At 67.4% G+C, this 16821-nt stretch carries 18 protein-coding genes; 7 read left to right on the top strand and 11 right to left on the bottom strand.

All coding sequences use genetic code 11. The features are described 5' to 3' along the window. Positions 1-13: 13 nt before the first annotated feature. The 3 genes from P9A17_RS01785 to P9A17_RS01775 all read right to left on the bottom strand — a co-directional run bounded on the left by P9A17_RS01785 (position 14) and on the right by P9A17_RS01775 (position 3074). A complete protein-coding gene (locus tag P9A17_RS01785; protein WP_278036878.1) occupies positions 14-1033 on the bottom strand; it encodes a GGDEF domain-containing protein in 1020 nt (339 codons plus the stop codon). 111 nt (positions 1034-1144) lie between these two features. Further along, the gene (locus tag P9A17_RS01780; protein ID WP_278036877.1) at positions 1145-1780 is read right to left on the bottom strand and encodes a PaaI family thioesterase; all 636 of its coding nucleotides are present in this window, start codon (positions 1778-1780) and stop codon (positions 1145-1147) included. Between the two features lie 4 nt (positions 1781-1784). Next, complete coding sequence (locus P9A17_RS01775; RefSeq protein ID WP_278036876.1) at positions 1785-3074, bottom strand: adenylosuccinate synthase; 1290 nt, start codon at positions 3072-3074, stop codon at positions 1785-1787. Between the two features lie 113 nt (positions 3075-3187). Here P9A17_RS01775 and P9A17_RS01770 point away from each other — a divergent pair, with 113 nt between their 5' ends. Genes P9A17_RS01770 through P9A17_RS01760 form a run of 3 tightly spaced genes read left to right on the top strand, consistent with a single transcriptional unit; the run spans position 3188 to position 5512 of the window. After that, positions 3188-3778, top strand: coding sequence for a peptidase M50 (locus P9A17_RS01770; RefSeq protein ID WP_278036875.1), 591 nt, complete (start codon positions 3188-3190; stop codon positions 3776-3778). A 20-nt stretch (positions 3779-3798) separates the two neighbouring features. Continuing rightward, the gene (locus P9A17_RS01765; protein WP_278036874.1) at positions 3799-4578 is read left to right on the top strand and encodes a site-2 protease family protein; all 780 of its coding nucleotides are present in this window, start codon (positions 3799-3801) and stop codon (positions 4576-4578) included. 40 nt (positions 4579-4618) lie between these two features. Continuing rightward, positions 4619-5512, top strand: coding sequence for a cation diffusion facilitator family transporter (locus tag P9A17_RS01760; RefSeq protein WP_278036873.1), 894 nt, complete (start codon positions 4619-4621; stop codon positions 5510-5512). A 5-nt stretch (positions 5513-5517) separates the two neighbouring features. Here P9A17_RS01760 and P9A17_RS01755 read toward each other — a convergent pair whose 3' ends face one another. Further along, on the bottom strand, positions 5518-5934 hold the full coding sequence (locus P9A17_RS01755) for a DUF3151 domain-containing protein (RefSeq protein WP_278036872.1): 417 nt from the start codon (positions 5932-5934) through the stop codon (positions 5518-5520). A 62-nt stretch (positions 5935-5996) separates the two neighbouring features. Between P9A17_RS01755 and P9A17_RS01750 the strand changes: the two genes are divergently transcribed. Next, entirely contained in the window at positions 5997-6773 is a 777-nt protein-coding gene (locus tag P9A17_RS01750; protein ID WP_278036871.1) for a DUF4878 domain-containing protein, read from the top strand. A gap of 59 nt (positions 6774-6832) precedes the next feature. Here P9A17_RS01750 and fbaA read toward each other — a convergent pair whose 3' ends face one another. Continuing rightward, entirely contained in the window at positions 6833-7867 is a 1035-nt protein-coding gene (gene fbaA, locus P9A17_RS01745; protein WP_278036870.1) for a class II fructose-bisphosphate aldolase, read from the bottom strand. Positions 7868-8122: 255 nt separating this feature from the next. Beyond that, positions 8123-8428 carry a DUF732 domain-containing protein gene (locus tag P9A17_RS01740; RefSeq protein WP_278036869.1) on the bottom strand — a complete coding sequence of 102 codons (306 nt, stop codon included), beginning with the start codon at positions 8426-8428 and terminating at the stop codon, positions 8123-8125. 181 nt (positions 8429-8609) lie between these two features. On the opposite strand from P9A17_RS01740, the gene P9A17_RS01735 reads away from it, so the two are divergent. Next, positions 8610-9386 (top strand): hypothetical protein, encoded by a 777-nt coding sequence (locus P9A17_RS01735; RefSeq protein ID WP_278036868.1) that lies wholly within the window; start codon positions 8610-8612, stop codon positions 9384-9386. Here P9A17_RS01735 and P9A17_RS01730 read toward each other — a convergent pair whose 3' ends face one another. Then, entirely contained in the window at positions 9387-9911 is a 525-nt protein-coding gene (locus tag P9A17_RS01730; protein ID WP_278036867.1) for a DUF3558 family protein, read from the bottom strand. A 48-nt stretch (positions 9912-9959) separates the two neighbouring features. Next, positions 9960-10973 carry an alcohol dehydrogenase catalytic domain-containing protein gene (locus P9A17_RS01725; protein WP_278036866.1) on the bottom strand — a complete coding sequence of 338 codons (1014 nt, stop codon included), beginning with the start codon at positions 10971-10973 and terminating at the stop codon, positions 9960-9962. Between the two features lie 57 nt (positions 10974-11030). Here P9A17_RS01725 and P9A17_RS01720 point away from each other — a divergent pair, with 57 nt between their 5' ends. Then, entirely contained in the window at positions 11031-11714 is a 684-nt protein-coding gene (locus P9A17_RS01720) for a VTT domain-containing protein (protein ID WP_278037011.1), read from the top strand. On the opposite strand, the gene P9A17_RS01715 is transcribed toward P9A17_RS01720, so the two are convergent. Next, positions 11711-12313, bottom strand: a complete 603-nt coding sequence (locus P9A17_RS01715; protein ID WP_278036865.1) for a TetR/AcrR family transcriptional regulator — start codon at positions 12311-12313, stop codon at positions 11711-11713. The two genes, P9A17_RS01720 and P9A17_RS01715, sit on opposite strands and share 4 nt — an antisense overlap. A gap of 49 nt (positions 12314-12362) precedes the next feature. On the opposite strand from P9A17_RS01715, the gene P9A17_RS01710 reads away from it, so the two are divergent. Then, positions 12363-13790, top strand: coding sequence for an MFS transporter (locus P9A17_RS01710; RefSeq protein WP_278036864.1), 1428 nt, complete (start codon positions 12363-12365; stop codon positions 13788-13790). On the opposite strand, the gene nhaA is transcribed toward P9A17_RS01710, so the two are convergent. Next, complete coding sequence (gene nhaA / locus P9A17_RS01705) at positions 13779-15635, bottom strand: Na+/H+ antiporter NhaA (RefSeq protein WP_278036863.1); 1857 nt, start codon at positions 15633-15635, stop codon at positions 13779-13781. The two genes, P9A17_RS01710 and nhaA, sit on opposite strands and share 12 nt — an antisense overlap. Next, positions 15632-16762, bottom strand: coding sequence for a glycoside hydrolase family 76 protein (locus tag P9A17_RS01700; RefSeq protein WP_278036862.1), 1131 nt, complete (start codon positions 16760-16762; stop codon positions 15632-15634). Before P9A17_RS01700 ends, nhaA begins: the two co-directional genes overlap by 4 nt. Between the last annotated feature and the right edge of the window lie 59 nt (positions 16763-16821).

Raw genomic sequence — 16821 nt, 5'->3', positions numbered from 1 at the left:
GCACGACGGATACTCAATCCTCGGCCGGAACCGCGTCGTCGACGGTCACAGTCCGGTTGCCGCCGGCGTTCTTCGCGCGGTACATCGCCGCATCGGCGTGCTCCATCAGATCGCGGACCACCCGCCCGACATCGCGGTCCTCGACCCGCGCGGTGGCCGCGCCGATGCTGACGGTCGGCACCGTCGGGGTGTCGCACCCGGCGACGGTGTGGTGCAGTTCCGCCGCGAGCCCGCGGACCACATGCGGGCCGCCGGCGATCACAACCACGAACTCCTCACCGCCCGTGCGGGCGATCACCGACCGGACCCCGAGGTTCAGCACGGCAACCTGCGCGGCATTGGCCACCGCGACAAGCACCTGGTCGCCGACGTCGTGCCCGTAGCCGTCGTTGACAGCCTTGAACTTGTCGATGTCGATCGCCAGGACGGCGAGGCTCGTCTCGCCGTGCGCCACGAGTTCGGCCACGTGGGTGTCGAGGCCGCGCCGGTTGTACAGCCGGGTCAGCGGATCGTGCAGCGAATCCAGGGCACCCAGGCGCAGCGCCAGCAGATACGACTGCACGATGACGGGCACCCCCATCACCGGAGGTAACAGCGCGAGGACCCGAACGGTGATGACCGACAGCCCGAACGCCCCCTGGGCGATCGCCCAGACGAACCACCACGTGAACACCAGCGCCGTGAAGATCAGGTGCATCAACAGCGCGCGTGGCCCGTGGACGACCACGATGTAGATGCCGTTGGTGGCCAGCAGCGCCAGACCCGGCATCGCGGTGAACGCATCGTGGTAGCAAGCCATCACGGCCACCACGGCCAGGTCGGCATACACGGCGAACGCAATGGACTGCCGCTCGGTGGGCCATGGGCCGAACATCCACAGCACCCCGAGCACCGTCGAACTGCCCGCGATCGCGAGCACCAAGATCCGGGAGGCGAGCGACCCGCCCTCGAAGGTGGCCCACACCACCGACAGCAGCGCGGTGAGCCCATAGAGCAACGAGAAGCTGCCGACGGCCACCTGATGGATGCGCATCAGTCCGCGAGCGCGGAAATACCGTGCAGTCCAATCAAACTCGTGAGGAAGCCGCCACCAAGCCCGCAGGTACTCCCGCAGCCCCTTCTCCATACTCCCCCCGGCCACACATTACGGCTGTCCCGCCAGCAGCCTGATCATCAAACCGTTCGCCTCGGCGAGCAGGTTGCCGTCGGGGTCGAGAAGCTCGGCGTTGACGAAGGCCTTACGCCCTTCGGTTTCGCGAACCCAGCCGCGTGCGGTCAACACCGTGTCGATCGGTGTGACCTTGCGGTACTCCACATGTAGGAAGGCTGTCCGGCTGATCGGCCGCCCCGCTGCGTGGATCACCATGCCGAATACCGAGTCGAACAGCAGTGGCAGCACGCCCCCGTGCACGGCGTAATTCCCGCCCACCGAGAACCGGCTGAACTGTACCTCCAACCGGACCTCGTCGGCCTCGAATCTCGTCACCTTGTACGGCGGCATCAGCAAACTGCCAGCACCGGGTAGCGCGGGGACGCGATTGGCAGGACCGACGCCTTCGGCCGCCTCGAAAGGACCCAGCAATTCGGCGAGTTCCTCGGCGAGCTCAGCCGCGCGATCCCAGGTAGCGGCGTCGGGATTGGCAGAAACCGCCAGATCTTGGCTACGCCGCATCGCCGTCAGGAAACGCCCGAACCCCGGGCCGGGATTGGCGGGCTGGAAATTCGGGAAGCCGCCGTGGCTATCGTATTCCGGGTCTGCCGCCCTGGGATCCTCGGTCATCCCGTCACGCCAGGATGTCTCTACGCACGATCGTCTGGTCGCGTCCCGGCCCCACCCCGATGCACGAGAAATGGGCGCCGGCAAGCTCTTCCAGGCGAAGCACGTAGTCCCGCGCCTTGGCGGGCAGATCGTCGAACTCCCGGGCACCGGAGATGTCTTCCCACCAGCCGGGCAGCTCCTCGTAGATCGGCTCGGCACGGGCGATGTCGCTCTGGGTCATCGGCATCTCGTCGGTGCGTTTGCCGTCGACGGTGTAGCCGACACAGATCGGCACGGTCTCCAGGCTCGACAGCACGTCGAGCTTGGTGAGGAAATAGTCGGTGATGCCGTTGACCCGGGTCGCGTAGCGGGCGATGACGGCGTCGAACCAGCCGCAGCGGCGCGGCCTGCCGGTGGTCACACCGACCTCGCCGCCGGTCTTGGCGAGGTAGGCCCCGTGCTCGTCGAACAGCTCCGTCGGGAACGGGCCGGAGCCGACGCGGGTGGTGTAGGCCTTGAGGATGCCCAGCACGGTGGTGATGCGGGTCGGGCCGATACCCGAACCCACCGATGCGCCGCCCGCCGTCGGATTCGACGACGTCACAAAGGGATACGTGCCGTGGTCGACGTCGAGCAGCGTGCCCTGCGAGCCCTCCAGCAGCACCGTCTCACCCTTTTCGAGCGCTTCGTTGAGCAGCAGTCGGGCGTCGGCGATGCGGTGCTTGAAACCGTCGGCCTGCTCCAGCAGGTTGTCGACGACCTCGGCGGTGTCGAGTGCCTTGCGGTTGTAGATCTTGACCAGGATCTGATTCTTCAATTCGAGCGCGGCTTCGATCTTCTGGGCCAACTGCGCCGGATCGAGCACGTCTGCGGCCCGGATCCCCTGCCGGGCGATCTTGTCCTGGTAGCAGGGCCCGATGCCGCGGCCGGTGGTGCCGATCTTCTTGCTGCCCATGTAGCGCTCGGTGACCTTGTCGATCGCCACGTGGTAGGGCATCAGCAGGTGCGCGTCGGCGGAGATCAGCAGCCGAGATGTGTCCACTCCGCGGTCCTCGAGCCCCTTGAGCTCGGTCAGCAGCACACCGGGGTCGACGACGACACCGTTGCCGATCACGTTCGTCACGCCGGGCGTGAGAATGCCTGACGGGATGAGGTGGAGGGCGAAGTTGTCCCCGTTGGGCAGCACCACGGTGTGCCCAGCGTTGTTGCCGCCCTGGTAGCGAACTACCCATTGGACGCGTCCACCCAGTAGGTCGGTGGCTTTACCTTTGCCCTCGTCGCCCCACTGGGCGCCGATGAGGACGATTGCCGGCATGCGAGTCTCCCGCTGTCTAACGCTGAAGCTGCGCTTCGATACTGTGGGCAGCCGGTGACCCACCTTAGCTGATTTGCATCCGGCCTGATCAGCGGCTCGATCAAAGGAGCTTGTTGGACCCGTCAGAACTGGCTGTCGTACGCCTCGGCAGCAGCCGTGTCCCCGGTGCGCTGCGTCGGGCTCAGGTCCTCGACAGCACCTCCGACGGGCTGACCGATCACCGACGCCTCGTCGTCGTCGGCCCCGACCGAGACCTATCTGCCGTGCTCACAGCGTTGCTGCGGGCTGACCGGCTCGACATCGAGGTGGCCCACGTGCGATGGCCGTGGCAGGCCAGACGCGCATGCACCGGCTCCGCGACCCGGGTTCCGCTGGTGCGCGACGAGACCGGCACCGTCATCGCCGGGGCGGCGTACTGGCTTCCTCCGGAAGGGCAGCGCACGATTGAGGGCGAGGCGATCGTCGACGACGAGCGGCTCTTCGACGGCGAAGTGACCGGGGTGCGGATCGAGCCGATCGCGACGATGCCGGGACTGCGGGCGGCCGTGTTGTCGGGCCGGATGCGACCGAAGCGCTGGGTCAGCGGGCGTGCGGCGCAGCTCGGCACCACCAGCGCACTCGTCGTCCGCGACGGTGAGCCGATGCCCCGGCCGGCCCGACGCTCGACGTTCTACCGCCACACAGAGGGCTGGTTGCGCGTCTAACCGCAGGTATTTTTTGTGGGGTGAGCATTCGCCCGCTGCGCCAGTCGGTGCGGCCGAGCCCCATCTTCGTGGCGTTGATCGCCGTGACCGCAGCGGGCGGCGCACTGGCCTGGGTCGCGGGTCGCGACGTCGCGCCGATCGCCTATGCCGGCGTGTTCGTCTTCGTCATCTTCGGCTGGCTGGTGACGCTGTGCCTGCACGAGTTCGGCCACGCCTACTCGGCGCACCGGTTCGGCGACCACGGGGTGGCGGCCCGCGGATACCTCACGCTCAACCCGTTCAAGTACACCCATCCGCTGCTGTCGCTGGGGCTACCGGTGCTGTTCATCGCGCTCGGCGGGATCGGGCTTCCCGGCGGTGCGGTCTACGTGCAGACGGGTTACATGACCAAGCGGCAGAAGACGTTGGTCAGCCTCGCCGGGCCTGCCGTCAACTTGGTTTTCGCGGTCGTCCTGCTGCTTCTCACGCGGATGTTCTACGACCCCGAGCACTCTGTGTTCTGGGCCGGGATGGCGTTCCTCGGGTTCCTTCAGGTCACCGCGTTCCTGCTGAACATGCTGCCGATCCCCGGCCTCGACGGCTACGGATCCCTCGAACCTCATCTGAGCCCGGAGACACAGCGGGCCGTGGCGCCTGCCAAGCAGTGGGGCTTCTTCATCCTGCTTCTGCTCCTGCTCGCGCCGGGCATGAACCAGTGGTTCTTCGGGGCGGTTTACTGGCTGTTCGACCTGTCCGGGGTGGATTCGTACCTGTCCGCAGTCGGCGGTCAGCTGACCCGCTTCTGGTCGGCCTGGCTCTAGACACTTGCGACATATGCATTAATACGCATATATTCACCGCATGGGAGCAGGACACGATCACAGCCATGGTGGTGACACCAAGGTCTCCCGCATGGTCATCGCCGCGGGCATCCTCACCGTCTTCTTCGTCGTCGAACTGACGACCGCGCTCGCGATCAACTCGATCGCCCTGCTCGCCGACGCCGGCCACATGCTGACCGACCTCGTCGCGATGTTCATGGGGCTGACCGCGGTGCTGCTCGCCAAGCGCGGCAGCACCTCCCCCTCACGGACTTATGGCTGGCACCGCGCCGAGGTGTTCACCGCTGTCGCCAACGCCGTGCTGCTGCTGGGCGTCGCCGGTTTCATCCTCTACGAGGCGTTCGAACGCCTCGGCGATGCGCCTGACGTTCCCGGCGTCCCGATGATCGTCGTCGCCCTCGCCGGCCTGATCGCCAACGCCGTCGTCGTGATGATGCTGCGCTCGCACTCCGAGACGAGCCTGGCCGTCAAGGGCGCCTACATGGAGGTCGTCGCCGACACCGTCGGCAGCATCGGGGTCCTCATTGCCGGCATCGTCACCGTCACCACCCGGTGGCCCTACGCCGACGTCGTCGTCGCCGTGCTCGTCGCGCTGTGGGTGCTGCCCCGCGCCTTCGCGCTGGCCAGGGCTGCACTGCGGATCCTGTCCGAATCGTCGCCTGCCCACGTCGACGTCGAGGAACTGCGCAGCGCACTCGGTGCGGTCACCGGGGTGACCGAGGTGCACGACCTGCACGTGTGGACGCTGGTGCCCGGCAAGGACATGGTCACCGCCCATCTGACCAGCAGCCGGGATTCGGCGCAGGTACTCGACGAGGCACGCGCTGTGCTCACCGCGCGCGGGCTGGACCACGCCACGGTGCAGGTGGAACCTCCCAGCAGCGCCGCCGACTGCGAGTGCGAGACGAAGTAACGGGCCTAGCTCAGGCCGAGTTCGCCTCGCGCCGACGGATCGCAGTCGTCGAGCAGATCCAGGCAGCGCTGATACTCAGGCGTCTCCCCGATCGACTCGGCGGCACGCGCCAGAGCGCCGACACACCGCAGAAAACCCTGATTGGGTTCGTGCGCGAACGGCACCGGACCGAAGCCCTTCCACCCGTTGCGGCGCAACGCATCGAGCCCGCGGTGGTATCCGGTGCGCGCATAGGCGTAGGCGGTGACAGCCTGATCGGCCTCGAGGGCCTGCTCGGCCAGCACAGCCCACGCAATCGAGGCCGCGGGGTGCGCCGCAGCGACAATGGACGGGTTCTCCGCGGCGTCGAGTTCGGCTTCCGCCGCGGGATCGCCGGGCAGCAACACAGGTTCCGGTCCGAGAAGATCACCCATCCGAGTCATGGGCCCCATTGTGCCGTGTGGGCGTGGGCAGCCGTCACTGCGGATGGCTAAGCTTCCGCGGTATGTCGAACCCCCAAGGGCCTGACAACTCGGACGAGCCCACCGAGGAGGTGGCCGCAGCCACCGACGCCGAGACGGAAGTGCTGCCGGGGGCCGATCCCGAGCATGAGCCGGCCACCGAGGTGTTCGCCCCGGCGGAGACGTCCGGCGACGAGCTGACGGTCGACCCGAACGAGCGGCGATTCACCGCGCCGTCCGGATTCGACGCCGGCTCCACGCAGATCATCAGCCGCTCGAACGACCCGGCGACCGAGCAGTTCGCCGCACGCGACCCCGGCACTCCCGTTGCGCCACAGATGATTCCACCGCGCGACGACGCCCCGAAACCGCCCAAGCCGAAGCGCAAGTGGGGCTGGGCCATCGCCATCGTGCTGGTCATCGCGGCGCTGGCGGCCGTCGCGGTGCTCGGGACCATCCTGCTGACCCGGGAATCCTCACCCGCGGTGTCGCAGGAGGACCACGTGCGCACCACGATCCAGAACTACGACGCCGCGATCGAAAAGGGCGACCTCGCGACGCTGCGCAGCATCACCTGCGGCACGACAGCCGAGGGCTACAACAACCTCGACGACAAGAAGTGGACCGAGACCCACCAGCGGGTGGCCGATGCGGGCCGCTACCCCGTGGTGGCCAGCATCGACCAGATCGTCGTCAACGGCGACCACGCCGAAGCCAACGTCACGACCTTCATGGCGTTCGCACCGCAGACGCGCTCCACCCGCAGCTTCGACCTGCAGTTTCGCGACGACCAGTGGAAGATCTGCCAGGCCCCGCAGTAGTTACCTGCGATTTCGGCGTAGTTCGTCAACGTCAGCGCGACAAACTACGCCGAAATCACTCAGGCCGAGACGCTGCGGCCCGCGCTGTGCAGGTCGTTGCAGGCCTCCACCACGCGCTCGCTCATCGAGGCTTCCGCTTTCTTGAAGTAGCTGCGCGGGTCGTAGACCTTCTTGTTGCCCACCTCGCCGTCGACCTTCAGCACGCCGTCGTAGTTGGAGAACATGTGGCCGACGATCGGGCGGGTGAACGCGTACTGGGTGTCGGTGTCCACGTTCATCTTGACGACGCCGTACTTCAGCGAATCCTCGATCTCGGACTTCAACGAGCCTGAGCCACCATGGAAGACGAAGTCGAAGGGCTTCGATCCGGCCTCAAGACCGAGCTTTGCCGAGGCCACCTTCTGCCCCTCGGCGAGCACCTCGGGCCTGAGCTTGACGTTGCCCGGCTTGTAGACGCCGTGCACATTGCCGAACGTCGCCGCCAGCAGATACTTGCCGTGCTCGCCGGCGCCGAGTGCATCGATGGTCTTCTCGAAATCCTCGGGCGTGGTGTAGAGCTTGTCGTTGATCTCGGCCTCGACACCGTCCTCTTCACCGCCGACGACGCCGATCTCGATCTCGAGGATGATCTTGGCTTCGGCCGAGAGCTTCAGCAGTTCCTGCGCAATCTCGAGGTTCTCGTCGATCGGCACCGCCGAGCCGTCCCACATGTGCGACTGGAACAGCGGGTTCTGCCCCTTGGCGACACGCTCGGCGGAGATGGCCAGCAGCGGCCGGACGTACGTGTCGAGCTTGTCCTTCGGGCAGTGGTCGGTGTGCAGCGCGACGGTGATGTCGTACTTGGCGGCGACCACGTGGGCGAACTCGGCGAGCGCCACCGCGCCGGTGACCATCTCCTTGACGCCGAGCCCAGACGCGAATTCCGCACCGCCAGTAGAGAATTGGATGATGCCGTCGGAGCCGGCGTCGGCGAAACCCTTGATAGCGGCGTTGACGCTCTCCGAGCCGACGCAGTTGATCGCCGGGAATGCGAACGAGTGCTCCTTGGCGCGGCTGAGCATCTCCGCGTAAACCTCGGGCGTAGCGATGGGCATGGCGGTTCCTCTCCATTTTGCGTACACCGAAGTATGTCAAGAATGGTCGAGCTCCACAGCCCTGAGGGCTCAGAGACGGATGTCGATCGCCACAGTCGGAAGCTTCCGACGCCGCGGGAGCACTTGAATCGGGCGAATCCCGACTGCTTTGCATATTGACCAGGCGCAGGTCGCGCCCCGCTACGTCATGATCCGAGGTGTCAGCGGGGGTGGTGAGCCGCGAATGTGCGGCGAATGGGCGAGGACTTCAGCGCGTTACCCGGCGAAGTCCGGGCACAGGTGTGTGCTGGCCGCGCTGACGAAGAGGGTGCCCTGCTGGAACTGGTAGAGCTGCTCCACCCGGCTCATCTCGTCGAGTACCGGGACGCCGCTGCGCAGGTCCGCGCACGCACCGTAGCCCGCGGCGATGACCTGCTCGGCGTTCTTGCCCGGTAGCCAGGCGTTATTGATGGTCAGTTCTTCCAGGAACGTTCCCGGGTCAGCCGTTGCCGCGGGGGCGAGCATCAGCATGCTTGCGCCGCAGGCGATCACAGCAGTCAGTGGGCCATACATCTTCGGCATCGAGTCCTCGTCTCCTAGCAGTCGTGCCGAGAGTATCCGCTGCCGGCGTCTCCGGCGGGGTCCATTCCTCAGATGTAGGAAAACACCCTATTTAGTTGCCGGTGATGCACGACTTATCGTCGATCGGCCGGCTGTCGTCCGAGGGGGTCTGAGCGTGAACACGAATCGATCATCTGTATCTGTGGCATCTGCAGCGCTTTTGGCGGCTACGTGTGCCCTGTCCGCGGTTGTGGCGCCGGCCGCGAACGCCAGCCCGCTCGACGGGATCCGTTCTGCTGTCAACGCTGCTCGCAGCGGCGCACCCTGCGGAGCGCTGAACTACAACATCGACCTCGAAGGCGACGCGCAGGCGCGGATAAGCAACAGCGCACCTGGAGTACCCCCGCCGGGCCGCTATTCCGGCATCACCCAGGCGGGCAACGCGGACGCGGACCCCACCTCGGATGCGATCGCGCTCCTGGTCGACGGAATGCGCGGCGCGATCACCAACTGCCGATTCAAGGACTTCGGTGTGGGAATGCGTCGGGACGACGACGCAGAGATCAGCTACGTCGCCATCGTGCTCGGCGAGCCACCCTCCCCGGCTCCCGAGCCCGCGCCTGCGCCCGCGCCCGCCCCGGCTCCCGAGCCGGCACCCCCGCCGCCCCCGCCACCGGTCGAGAAAGCACCCACGAATGCCGTCACGCTGAATATCGTGCGAGAAGGGTTGCGCGCCAAGGTAACCGTGGGCAACACCTCCAACCTGCAGGCCCAGTGCACCTACAACGCCAGGGAAGTCAACGGACTCGGACTTCCTGCCAGCCGCGATTTTCAGGTCAACCCCAAGGGCACCACCCCACTGGAGTTCGCCGCTCCGCTTCCCGGGCAGACCTACACCGTCGTTGTCACGTGCCGCGCCGACTTCAACGGCAAGAACGTCGAAATCGGCCGCGTACAACAGGACTTCTCGAGCTTCTAGTCAGCGCGGGATCTGGGGGCCGATCTTGCGGGCAAGGTCGACGGCGGCGGCGTTGGCCTCGTCCCCCGACATCGCCAGGACCGCGACCTGCACCATGTTGTTACGGCCGCCCGCGGCGAACTCCACCTGCCCGGGCACCAGGAACCGCATGCCGTCCGGGCCCGGTGTCCCGACGTCGGGAAAACCGGGTTCTGGTGGCGGAAGGGTGTTGTTCACCGCCGAACTCGGATTACCGATCTCGATCGAGATGGACTCGTAGTTGTCCGGGTTCTCCCACAGACACCCCGGCATCGTGGGGTCGGTAGAGGTGGACCGCCCCTCGATGTCTGTACCGAGCAACGCCGAGACGTCCTGCGCCGACAGCAGCGCACACGCGTCGATCACGGCCGGAGCGGCCGCCGATGTCGTCGCTGGTGCGTCGTCGGCCGCGGCGGGCTCGCCGTCGCCAGACGAGCTGCAGCCGGCCACGGCCAGGCATGCTGCAGCGACCGCGAAAGTCCTTGAAACGCCACAGTGTTCGGTCATCCACCGGACGCTAGCGCCGGCGCGACGCAGGAGAAATCGGGTGTTTCCCTATACGGTCAGAACCCGGCGATAGCGGGCGCGGCCCTCGTCCATCGCAGCGAAGGCTTCCGCGGCCTCGGCCAGCGGCTGCTCTTCGATCATCGCGCGCACCCCCGACAGCAGTGCGAAGTGCAGCGTTTCCTCGACGTCACGCGCTGTGCCCGACGGGTGGCCGGTCACCGAGAGCCCGGCGTTGATCAGTTGCAGCGGACTGATCGGAAGGTTCTCGGGGGTCACTCCAACGGTCACCAATTCTCCCTGCGGTCCCAGGCCGCCGACCGTCGCAGCCATTGCCTCCGCGTTGTTCGCGGTGGCCAGCACAACGGTCGCGCCGCCCAGCTTCTGCAACTCCTCCGCGACGTCCTGCGCCGTGGAGTCGATGTAGTGGTGCGCGCCGAACCCCTTGGCCTCCTCGGCCTTGCCGGTACCGCGCCCGATTGCGACGGTCTCGAAGCCCATCGCCCGCGACCACTGCACCCCGAGGTGTCCCAGCCCGCCGACACCCAGGATCGCCACCACGTCGCCCGCCTTCGCGCGCGTCTGACGCAGGCCGTTGAACGTCGTCACCCCCGCGCACCCCATCGGCGCCGCTTCGACGAACGACAGCCCGTCCGGGATCCGCGCAAGGGCCGTCCGCGGCACTGTCACCGACTCTGCATAGCCGCCCGGGTACTGCCAACTCGGCACCTGAAGATTCGTGCACTGCATGAACTGTCCCTTGCGGCACGGGACACAGCGGTTGCAGTTGCCGCCGAACCAGCCGACCGCCACCCGGTCGCCGACGGCGAAGTCCTCGACACCGTCGCCCACCTCGGCCACGGTCCCGGCGATCTCATGACCCATCGTCAGCGGCCACTGCAGGCCCGGGAAGTGTCCGGCGTGGAATTCCCGGTCGGTCCCGCAGACGCCGCACGCTGCGACGTCCAGGCGGACATGATCGGACGGCGGCGACTGTGTCTCGACCTCGGTGAGGACGAGCGCTTCGTTGGCGGCGGCGACGTGCACAGCTTTATGGGTGGGCATGTCTCAGCCTAAGCCGCCGGTACCCTTGGGGCCGTGGTCGTCGACAATCTCGCGCTGATGCCCGATTTTCTGGACCCCATCAACCTGCTCAGCTACTTCGGCACCTGGGCGCTGATCGGGTTGCTGGTCGTCGTGTTCGTCGAGTCCGGCGTGCTGTTCCCGATCCTTCCCGGCGACTCGCTGCTGTTCGTGGCCGGCATGCTCGCCGCGGGCATCTCGACGGCGTCCGCCGAGGGCAACGTCGCCGAGGTGAATTTTCAGCTGTGGCAGCTGCTCGTCTTCATCCCGATCGCCGCGATCCTCGGCGCGCAGGTCGGGTACTGGATCGGTCGCAATGTCGGCACCGCGATGTTCAAGCCGAACGCGCGATTCCTGAAGCAGAAGTACCTCGACGAGGCGCATCTGTTCTTCGAGCAGCGCGGCCCGTTCGCCATCGTGATCGCCCGCTTCGTTCCGATCGTGCGCACGCTGGCGCCGATCACCGCCGGCGCCGCCAAGATGAACTACGCGGTGTTCACGCTGTACAACGCCGTCGGCGCGATCGTGTGGGGCGCAGGCCTGACGCTGCTCGGCTACTGGCTCGGGCGGATCGAGATCATCCAGAAGCTGCTGGAGCCGATCGTCATCGGGATCGTCATCCTGTCGGTGCTGCCGATCGCGTTCGAGTGGTACAAGCGCCGCAAGGCCGCCAAGCAGGCAGGCATCCCGACGCCGCCGATGGATGCCGGCGAGCCGACCTAAAGCCCGTCCCTGAGTGCGTCGAACAGCCGCGTGACGCGCTCGCGATGATCGTCGACGACGGGGTCCGGTGACCCTTCGGCGATGACGCGCTGCGCGGTCCCGGTCAACACCGTCGCGTACCCGGCGATGACAAGCGCGGCGAACAGTGTGGCGTCGCCGTCGAACGCCGCGTCGTCGTCGAGTTCCGCGGCAAGCGTGCGTTCGAGTTCGGCGGCGATTTCCCTGGCGCGCGCGATCAGCGCGGCCGACGCCGCGACGGTTCGGAAGAACGGGATCGACCCATCCTTGACGCCCGACAGCGCGTGCCGGTCATCGACGAGACCGAATGCGACGTTCCGCAGTGACGTCAGGACGTCGACGCCGGCGGCGCGGTCACACACGGCCGACCGCAGGATCTCGACGGCATCCTCGACGCGGTCGAAGAGCAGGTCTTCCTTGCGCGGGTAGTGCTTGAAGACGGTCACGCTCGAGACGCCGGCCTCCTTGGCGACCTGGGCGACCGTCACTTCGTCGAACCCGCGGTCGAGGAACAGGCGGGTCGCGACGTCCGAGATCTTGCGCCGGGTGAGCGGCCCGCCGCGCTCCGACGTCCTGGGCATTTCACCTCTCTTAGTTGACTGACTTAGTTTAGTCACTTAGCTTAGTGACATGACTTCTGCTCCGAGCATTGTCTCTCCCCGCTCGCTGACGCAGGCGTGGCCCGCGCTGGTCGGCCTGTCCACAGTGTTCCTGTTCGAAATGCTCGACAACTCGATCCTCAACGTCGCGCTCCCGACGATCGGGCGCAACCTCCACGCGTCGACCACGGAGCTGCAGTGGGTCACGGGGGCCTACGCCGTCGTGTTCGGCGGGCTGATGCTGGCCTTCGGCGCCGTCGCCGACCGCTACGGCCGGCGCCGCGTCATGATCGCCGGACTCGTCCTGCTCGCCGCCGCAAGCTTGGCGACGGCGTTCGTCACCACCGCGGAACAACTCGTCGCCGTCCGCGTGGTCACCGGTGTTGCCGCTGCGATGACGACGCCGGGATCGATGGCGCTGGCTTTCCGGCTGTTCGACGACGACGGCCTGCGGCTGCGGGCGATCACGCTGATCTCGACGGTGGGCCTCATCGGTCTGGCGATCGGCCCGACCGTCGGCGGGCTCGTCATCGCGGTCGCGCCGTGGCAGGTGCTGCTGTTGGTGAACGTGCCGATCGCAATCCTCGCGATCGTCGGAGTTCGGCGCGGCATCGCTGCTGACCGCGCCGACGATCTGCACCGCGACCCACTGGACGTCGCGGGCGCACTCCTCGGCACGACGGCGGTCGTCCTCGCGCTCGTCGCACCGACGATGTTCGTCGAGGACGGCGCCCGCTCGTGGCTCCCGTGGGTGGTGACGGCGACGGCGCTCGTCGCGTCCGCGACGTTCGTCCTGAGAGAGCGATCCGCACGTTTCCCACTGATCTCGCCGAAACTCGTTGCGCACCCCCTGGTTTCGAGCGGATTGGCTTTCAAGGCCGCGGCAGGGCTGGCGATCGCCGGCATCGGCTATCTGGTGACGCTGCAACTTCAGCTGGACTGGGGTTGGTCCCCGGCTCTCGCCGCGATCGGCATGCTGCCGCAGGTCGTCGTCCTCATCGCGGGCAGCTTCGTCGTCAATCCGTTCGTCAAACGCGTCGGGCCGGAACGTGCCGCCTGGCTCAGCGCGTCAGCGGTCGTGGCCGGTCTCGCCGTCTACGCCGCGCTGGGCCGCTTCGGATATCCCTGGGTCGCAACCGCTCTCGCGCTCGTCGCGGCGGGCATGCGCGTGGTCGGCGTCGTCGCCGCGGTCAACGTGCTGCGCGGGCTGCCCGAGAACCGGACGACGACCGGGACGGCACTCGTCGACACCGCGAGCGAAGTGACGTCCGGCGTGGGCGTCGCCGTCAGCGGCACGATCCTCGCCGCCCTGTTCACCGGCGCCGTCGCAACCGCGCACTGGAGTTCCCAGCAGACCTCCGAGTTCCGGGCGTCTGTCACGGCCGCGGGCCTGGCACTGACGCTTATCGCCGCCGCGCTCGTGACGTTCGGGATCGTCCGGTCGCGCTCACAGCCGTGACGTCCTGCTCGCTTCCAGCGCACGGATGAGGCTCGCCGCGTCCCACGGTCCCTTGTGGCGTTTGCCGTTGACGAACAGCGTGGGAGTCGAGTTGAGGTCCATCGCGTCGGCATCCTCGGCGTCGTCCTCCACGCGGTGCAGCACCTTCTTCGAGTGCACCCGGACGTCCTGGTCGAACTGTTCGATATCGCATCCGGCGCTCACCGCGTAGCGGTAGATGTCCGACCACTCCATGTCGTCCTGGTGGGCGAACAACTCGCGGGCCATCTCCCAGAACTTGCCCTGCAGGGCCGCGGCCTCGCTGGCCCGCGCGGCGTCGAACGCCCGCGGATGGGCACGCTCCAGCGGGAAGTGGCGCCACACGTAGAGCAGGTCGTCGCCGAAGTGAGCACGGACCTCGTCGATGGCGCCGGTCGCACGGCTGCAGAACGGGCATTCGAAGTCGCCGTACTCGACCAGCGTCAGCGGTGCGTCGCGCCTGCCGCGGGCGTGGTCGCGCTCGGGGTCGACGGGCCGCAGCAGCTTCATGCCGACCGGCTCCGGGGGACTCAGCCAGTCGGTGATCCGGAAGATCGCCCAGCCGAACGCGAACGCGATGACCGACGCGGCGAGCACACCGATACGCGCCTGATCCTGACGGCTCGGATCCTCGATCGCGATGTCGACGATGAACAGCGAGATCGTGAACCCGATGCCGGACAGCGCGGCGCCACCGGCGATCCGGCGCAGCGTCAGCCCTGGCGCCAGCACGCCCATTCCCGTCTTGCGGATCAGCCAGGTGGCGCCGGTGATGCCGACGAACTTGCCGATCACCAGACCCGCGACGATGCCCCACGTCAGCGGCGATCGCAGAGCCGTCATCAGGCTCTGGCTGTCCAGCAGAACGCCGGCGTTGACGAGCGCGAACAGCGGCAGGATGACGAACGACACCGTGGGCCCGACGGCGGCCTGGAGCCGTTCGTTGATCGAGATCGACTCGCGCAGTGAACGACTCGCGGCGCGGGCGTACTGCGAGTTGGGCGACTGGCGGAAGGCGCGGATCTGCTCGACGGCCTTTTCGACGGGCCGCCGTGCCGGGGTGAAGACGGGGATCAGCAGCGCGACGGCGACACCGGCCAGGGTGGGATGGATACCCGCCATATACAACGCGATCCACAGCGCCACACCCAGAATGGCGTAGGCCGGGCCGCGACCCTTGGGCAGGAAACGCACCAGCGCGAGCGCGACGATCAGCAGCACCGACGTGACGAGCGGGCCGACCTGGATGCTCTCGGAGTAGAACACCGCGATCGCGATCAGCGCCCCCACGTCGTCGACAACCGCGAGCGTGAGCAGGAACAACCGCACCCGGGCCGGAAACATCGGCTTGATGATGGCCAGCGCCCCGACGAGGAACGCGGTGTCGGTCGAGATCACCACACCCCACGCGGCCGCGTTCTCACCGGACGGGTTGAACGCGAGAAAGACGACCGCGGGCAGGATGAGGCCCGCGGCCGCCGCGACCACCGGCACCGCGGCTCGTGATCGGTCGGTGAGCTCGCCGATGGTGAACTCGCGCGTCACCTCGAGCCCGACGATGAAGAAGAAGAACGTCATCAACGCGTCGTTGACGATGTGCTTGACCGTCATCTCGAAGTGGAAACTGCCGAAGCTGACGCCGACGTGGGTGTCCAGTAGCGCCGAATAGCTGTCCGCCCAGGGCGAATTGGCCCACAGGATCGCGATGACGGTGAAGGTCAGCAGCAGTGCCGCGGAGGTGTTGTCGGTGGTCTTGGTGGCCTTGCTGCCGCGGTTGAGACGCGACGGCAGCAGCGGGAACCCCCGCCCGGTGGTCGGTTCGCTCACTCAGCGCTCTCCACGGTGTCCGATTCGTCGCCTGCGACGGTGTGGGCCGCTTCCATCAGCATCCACCCCGACAATTGCACCGACAGATCGCGTTCGGCGATCTCGGACGAATTCACCGCGCCGTCGGTGAACTGGGCGTCCTTGGTGCCCGCAGTCGGCACCTGTGCGGGCCGGTCCCAGAACGCGGCGAACAACGGCCGGTTCTCGACGCTCTGCCGGTTGTCCCACGCCGCGCGCGCCGACGTGAGCACCAGCTTGGAGGCCGTCGCGCGGGCTCGGTCATCGGCGTCGGAGGTGCCGGGCAGCTCCGTCGCCACCAACGCGAGGTAGCGCGCCAGGATGCCATTGAACAGTCCGCCGTCGCCGCCTCCGGCGCCCGCGATGATGCCCTCCGGCGCCATGTGTTCGGCGACGGCCGCGACGAGGCGGTGCACACGTTCGGCGTGCCGGGCGTCGTCGGTGCGGACGGCCAACTCGGTCTCGGCTCCCAGCACCACGCCCTGACAGTAGGTGTACTGTGCGCGCACCAGCGAGCCTGCCTTGATGCCGTCGAACACCAGGTGCGTCTCCGGGTCGATCAGCGTCTCGTCGATCCAGTCGGCCATCTGCTGCGCGCGCCGCAGCCGACCCTCGTAGCGGGCCAGGAAGATGGCGGCGGGCCCGTTCGCGGGGGCGTTGAAGAACTGGTCCTGTTTGCGCCACGGGATGCCGCCGCCGTCCTCGGGAACCCAGGATGTGAGGAACTGGTCGGCGAGGGTGTGCAGCGCCCGCGGACGCGCCACGCCGGTCAGCCTGGCCGCGCGCTCCAGCGACAGCGCCAGCCAGGCCATGTCGTCGTAGTAGTTGTTCGTCCACTTGCCGATGTTGCGGAGCCGGTGCCCGCGGATCTGGCGGGTGATTCTCGCGAGACGTTCGGGTTGGGGATCGCGGAGCTGGGCGTCGACCAGGTTGTCCAGCAGGTGGGCCTGCCACCAGTAGTGCCAGGTGCCGAAGCGGCGGTGCCTACCAGCAGCCGGCCACGCCACGACGGCGAGCTGGGTGCCCGGCAGCCCCCACAGCTTTTTGAAGTGGCGCTGGGTGATGGCGGCTTCGGCGCTGGCGGCGCGGTTGGCCCACATCTGATCCATGCCGTTGATCCTGCCCTACCGGCAGCTCAGAGGCCATGAGACAAATATGTCTCATTTGA

It is taken from the genome of Mycobacterium sp. 236(2023), assembly GCF_029623955.1.
GTDB lineage: Bacteria > Actinomycetota > Actinomycetes > Mycobacteriales > Mycobacteriaceae > Mycobacterium.
Note: the sequence above shows the minus strand (reverse complement) of the source record. Positions and strands in the feature narration are given on the sequence as shown.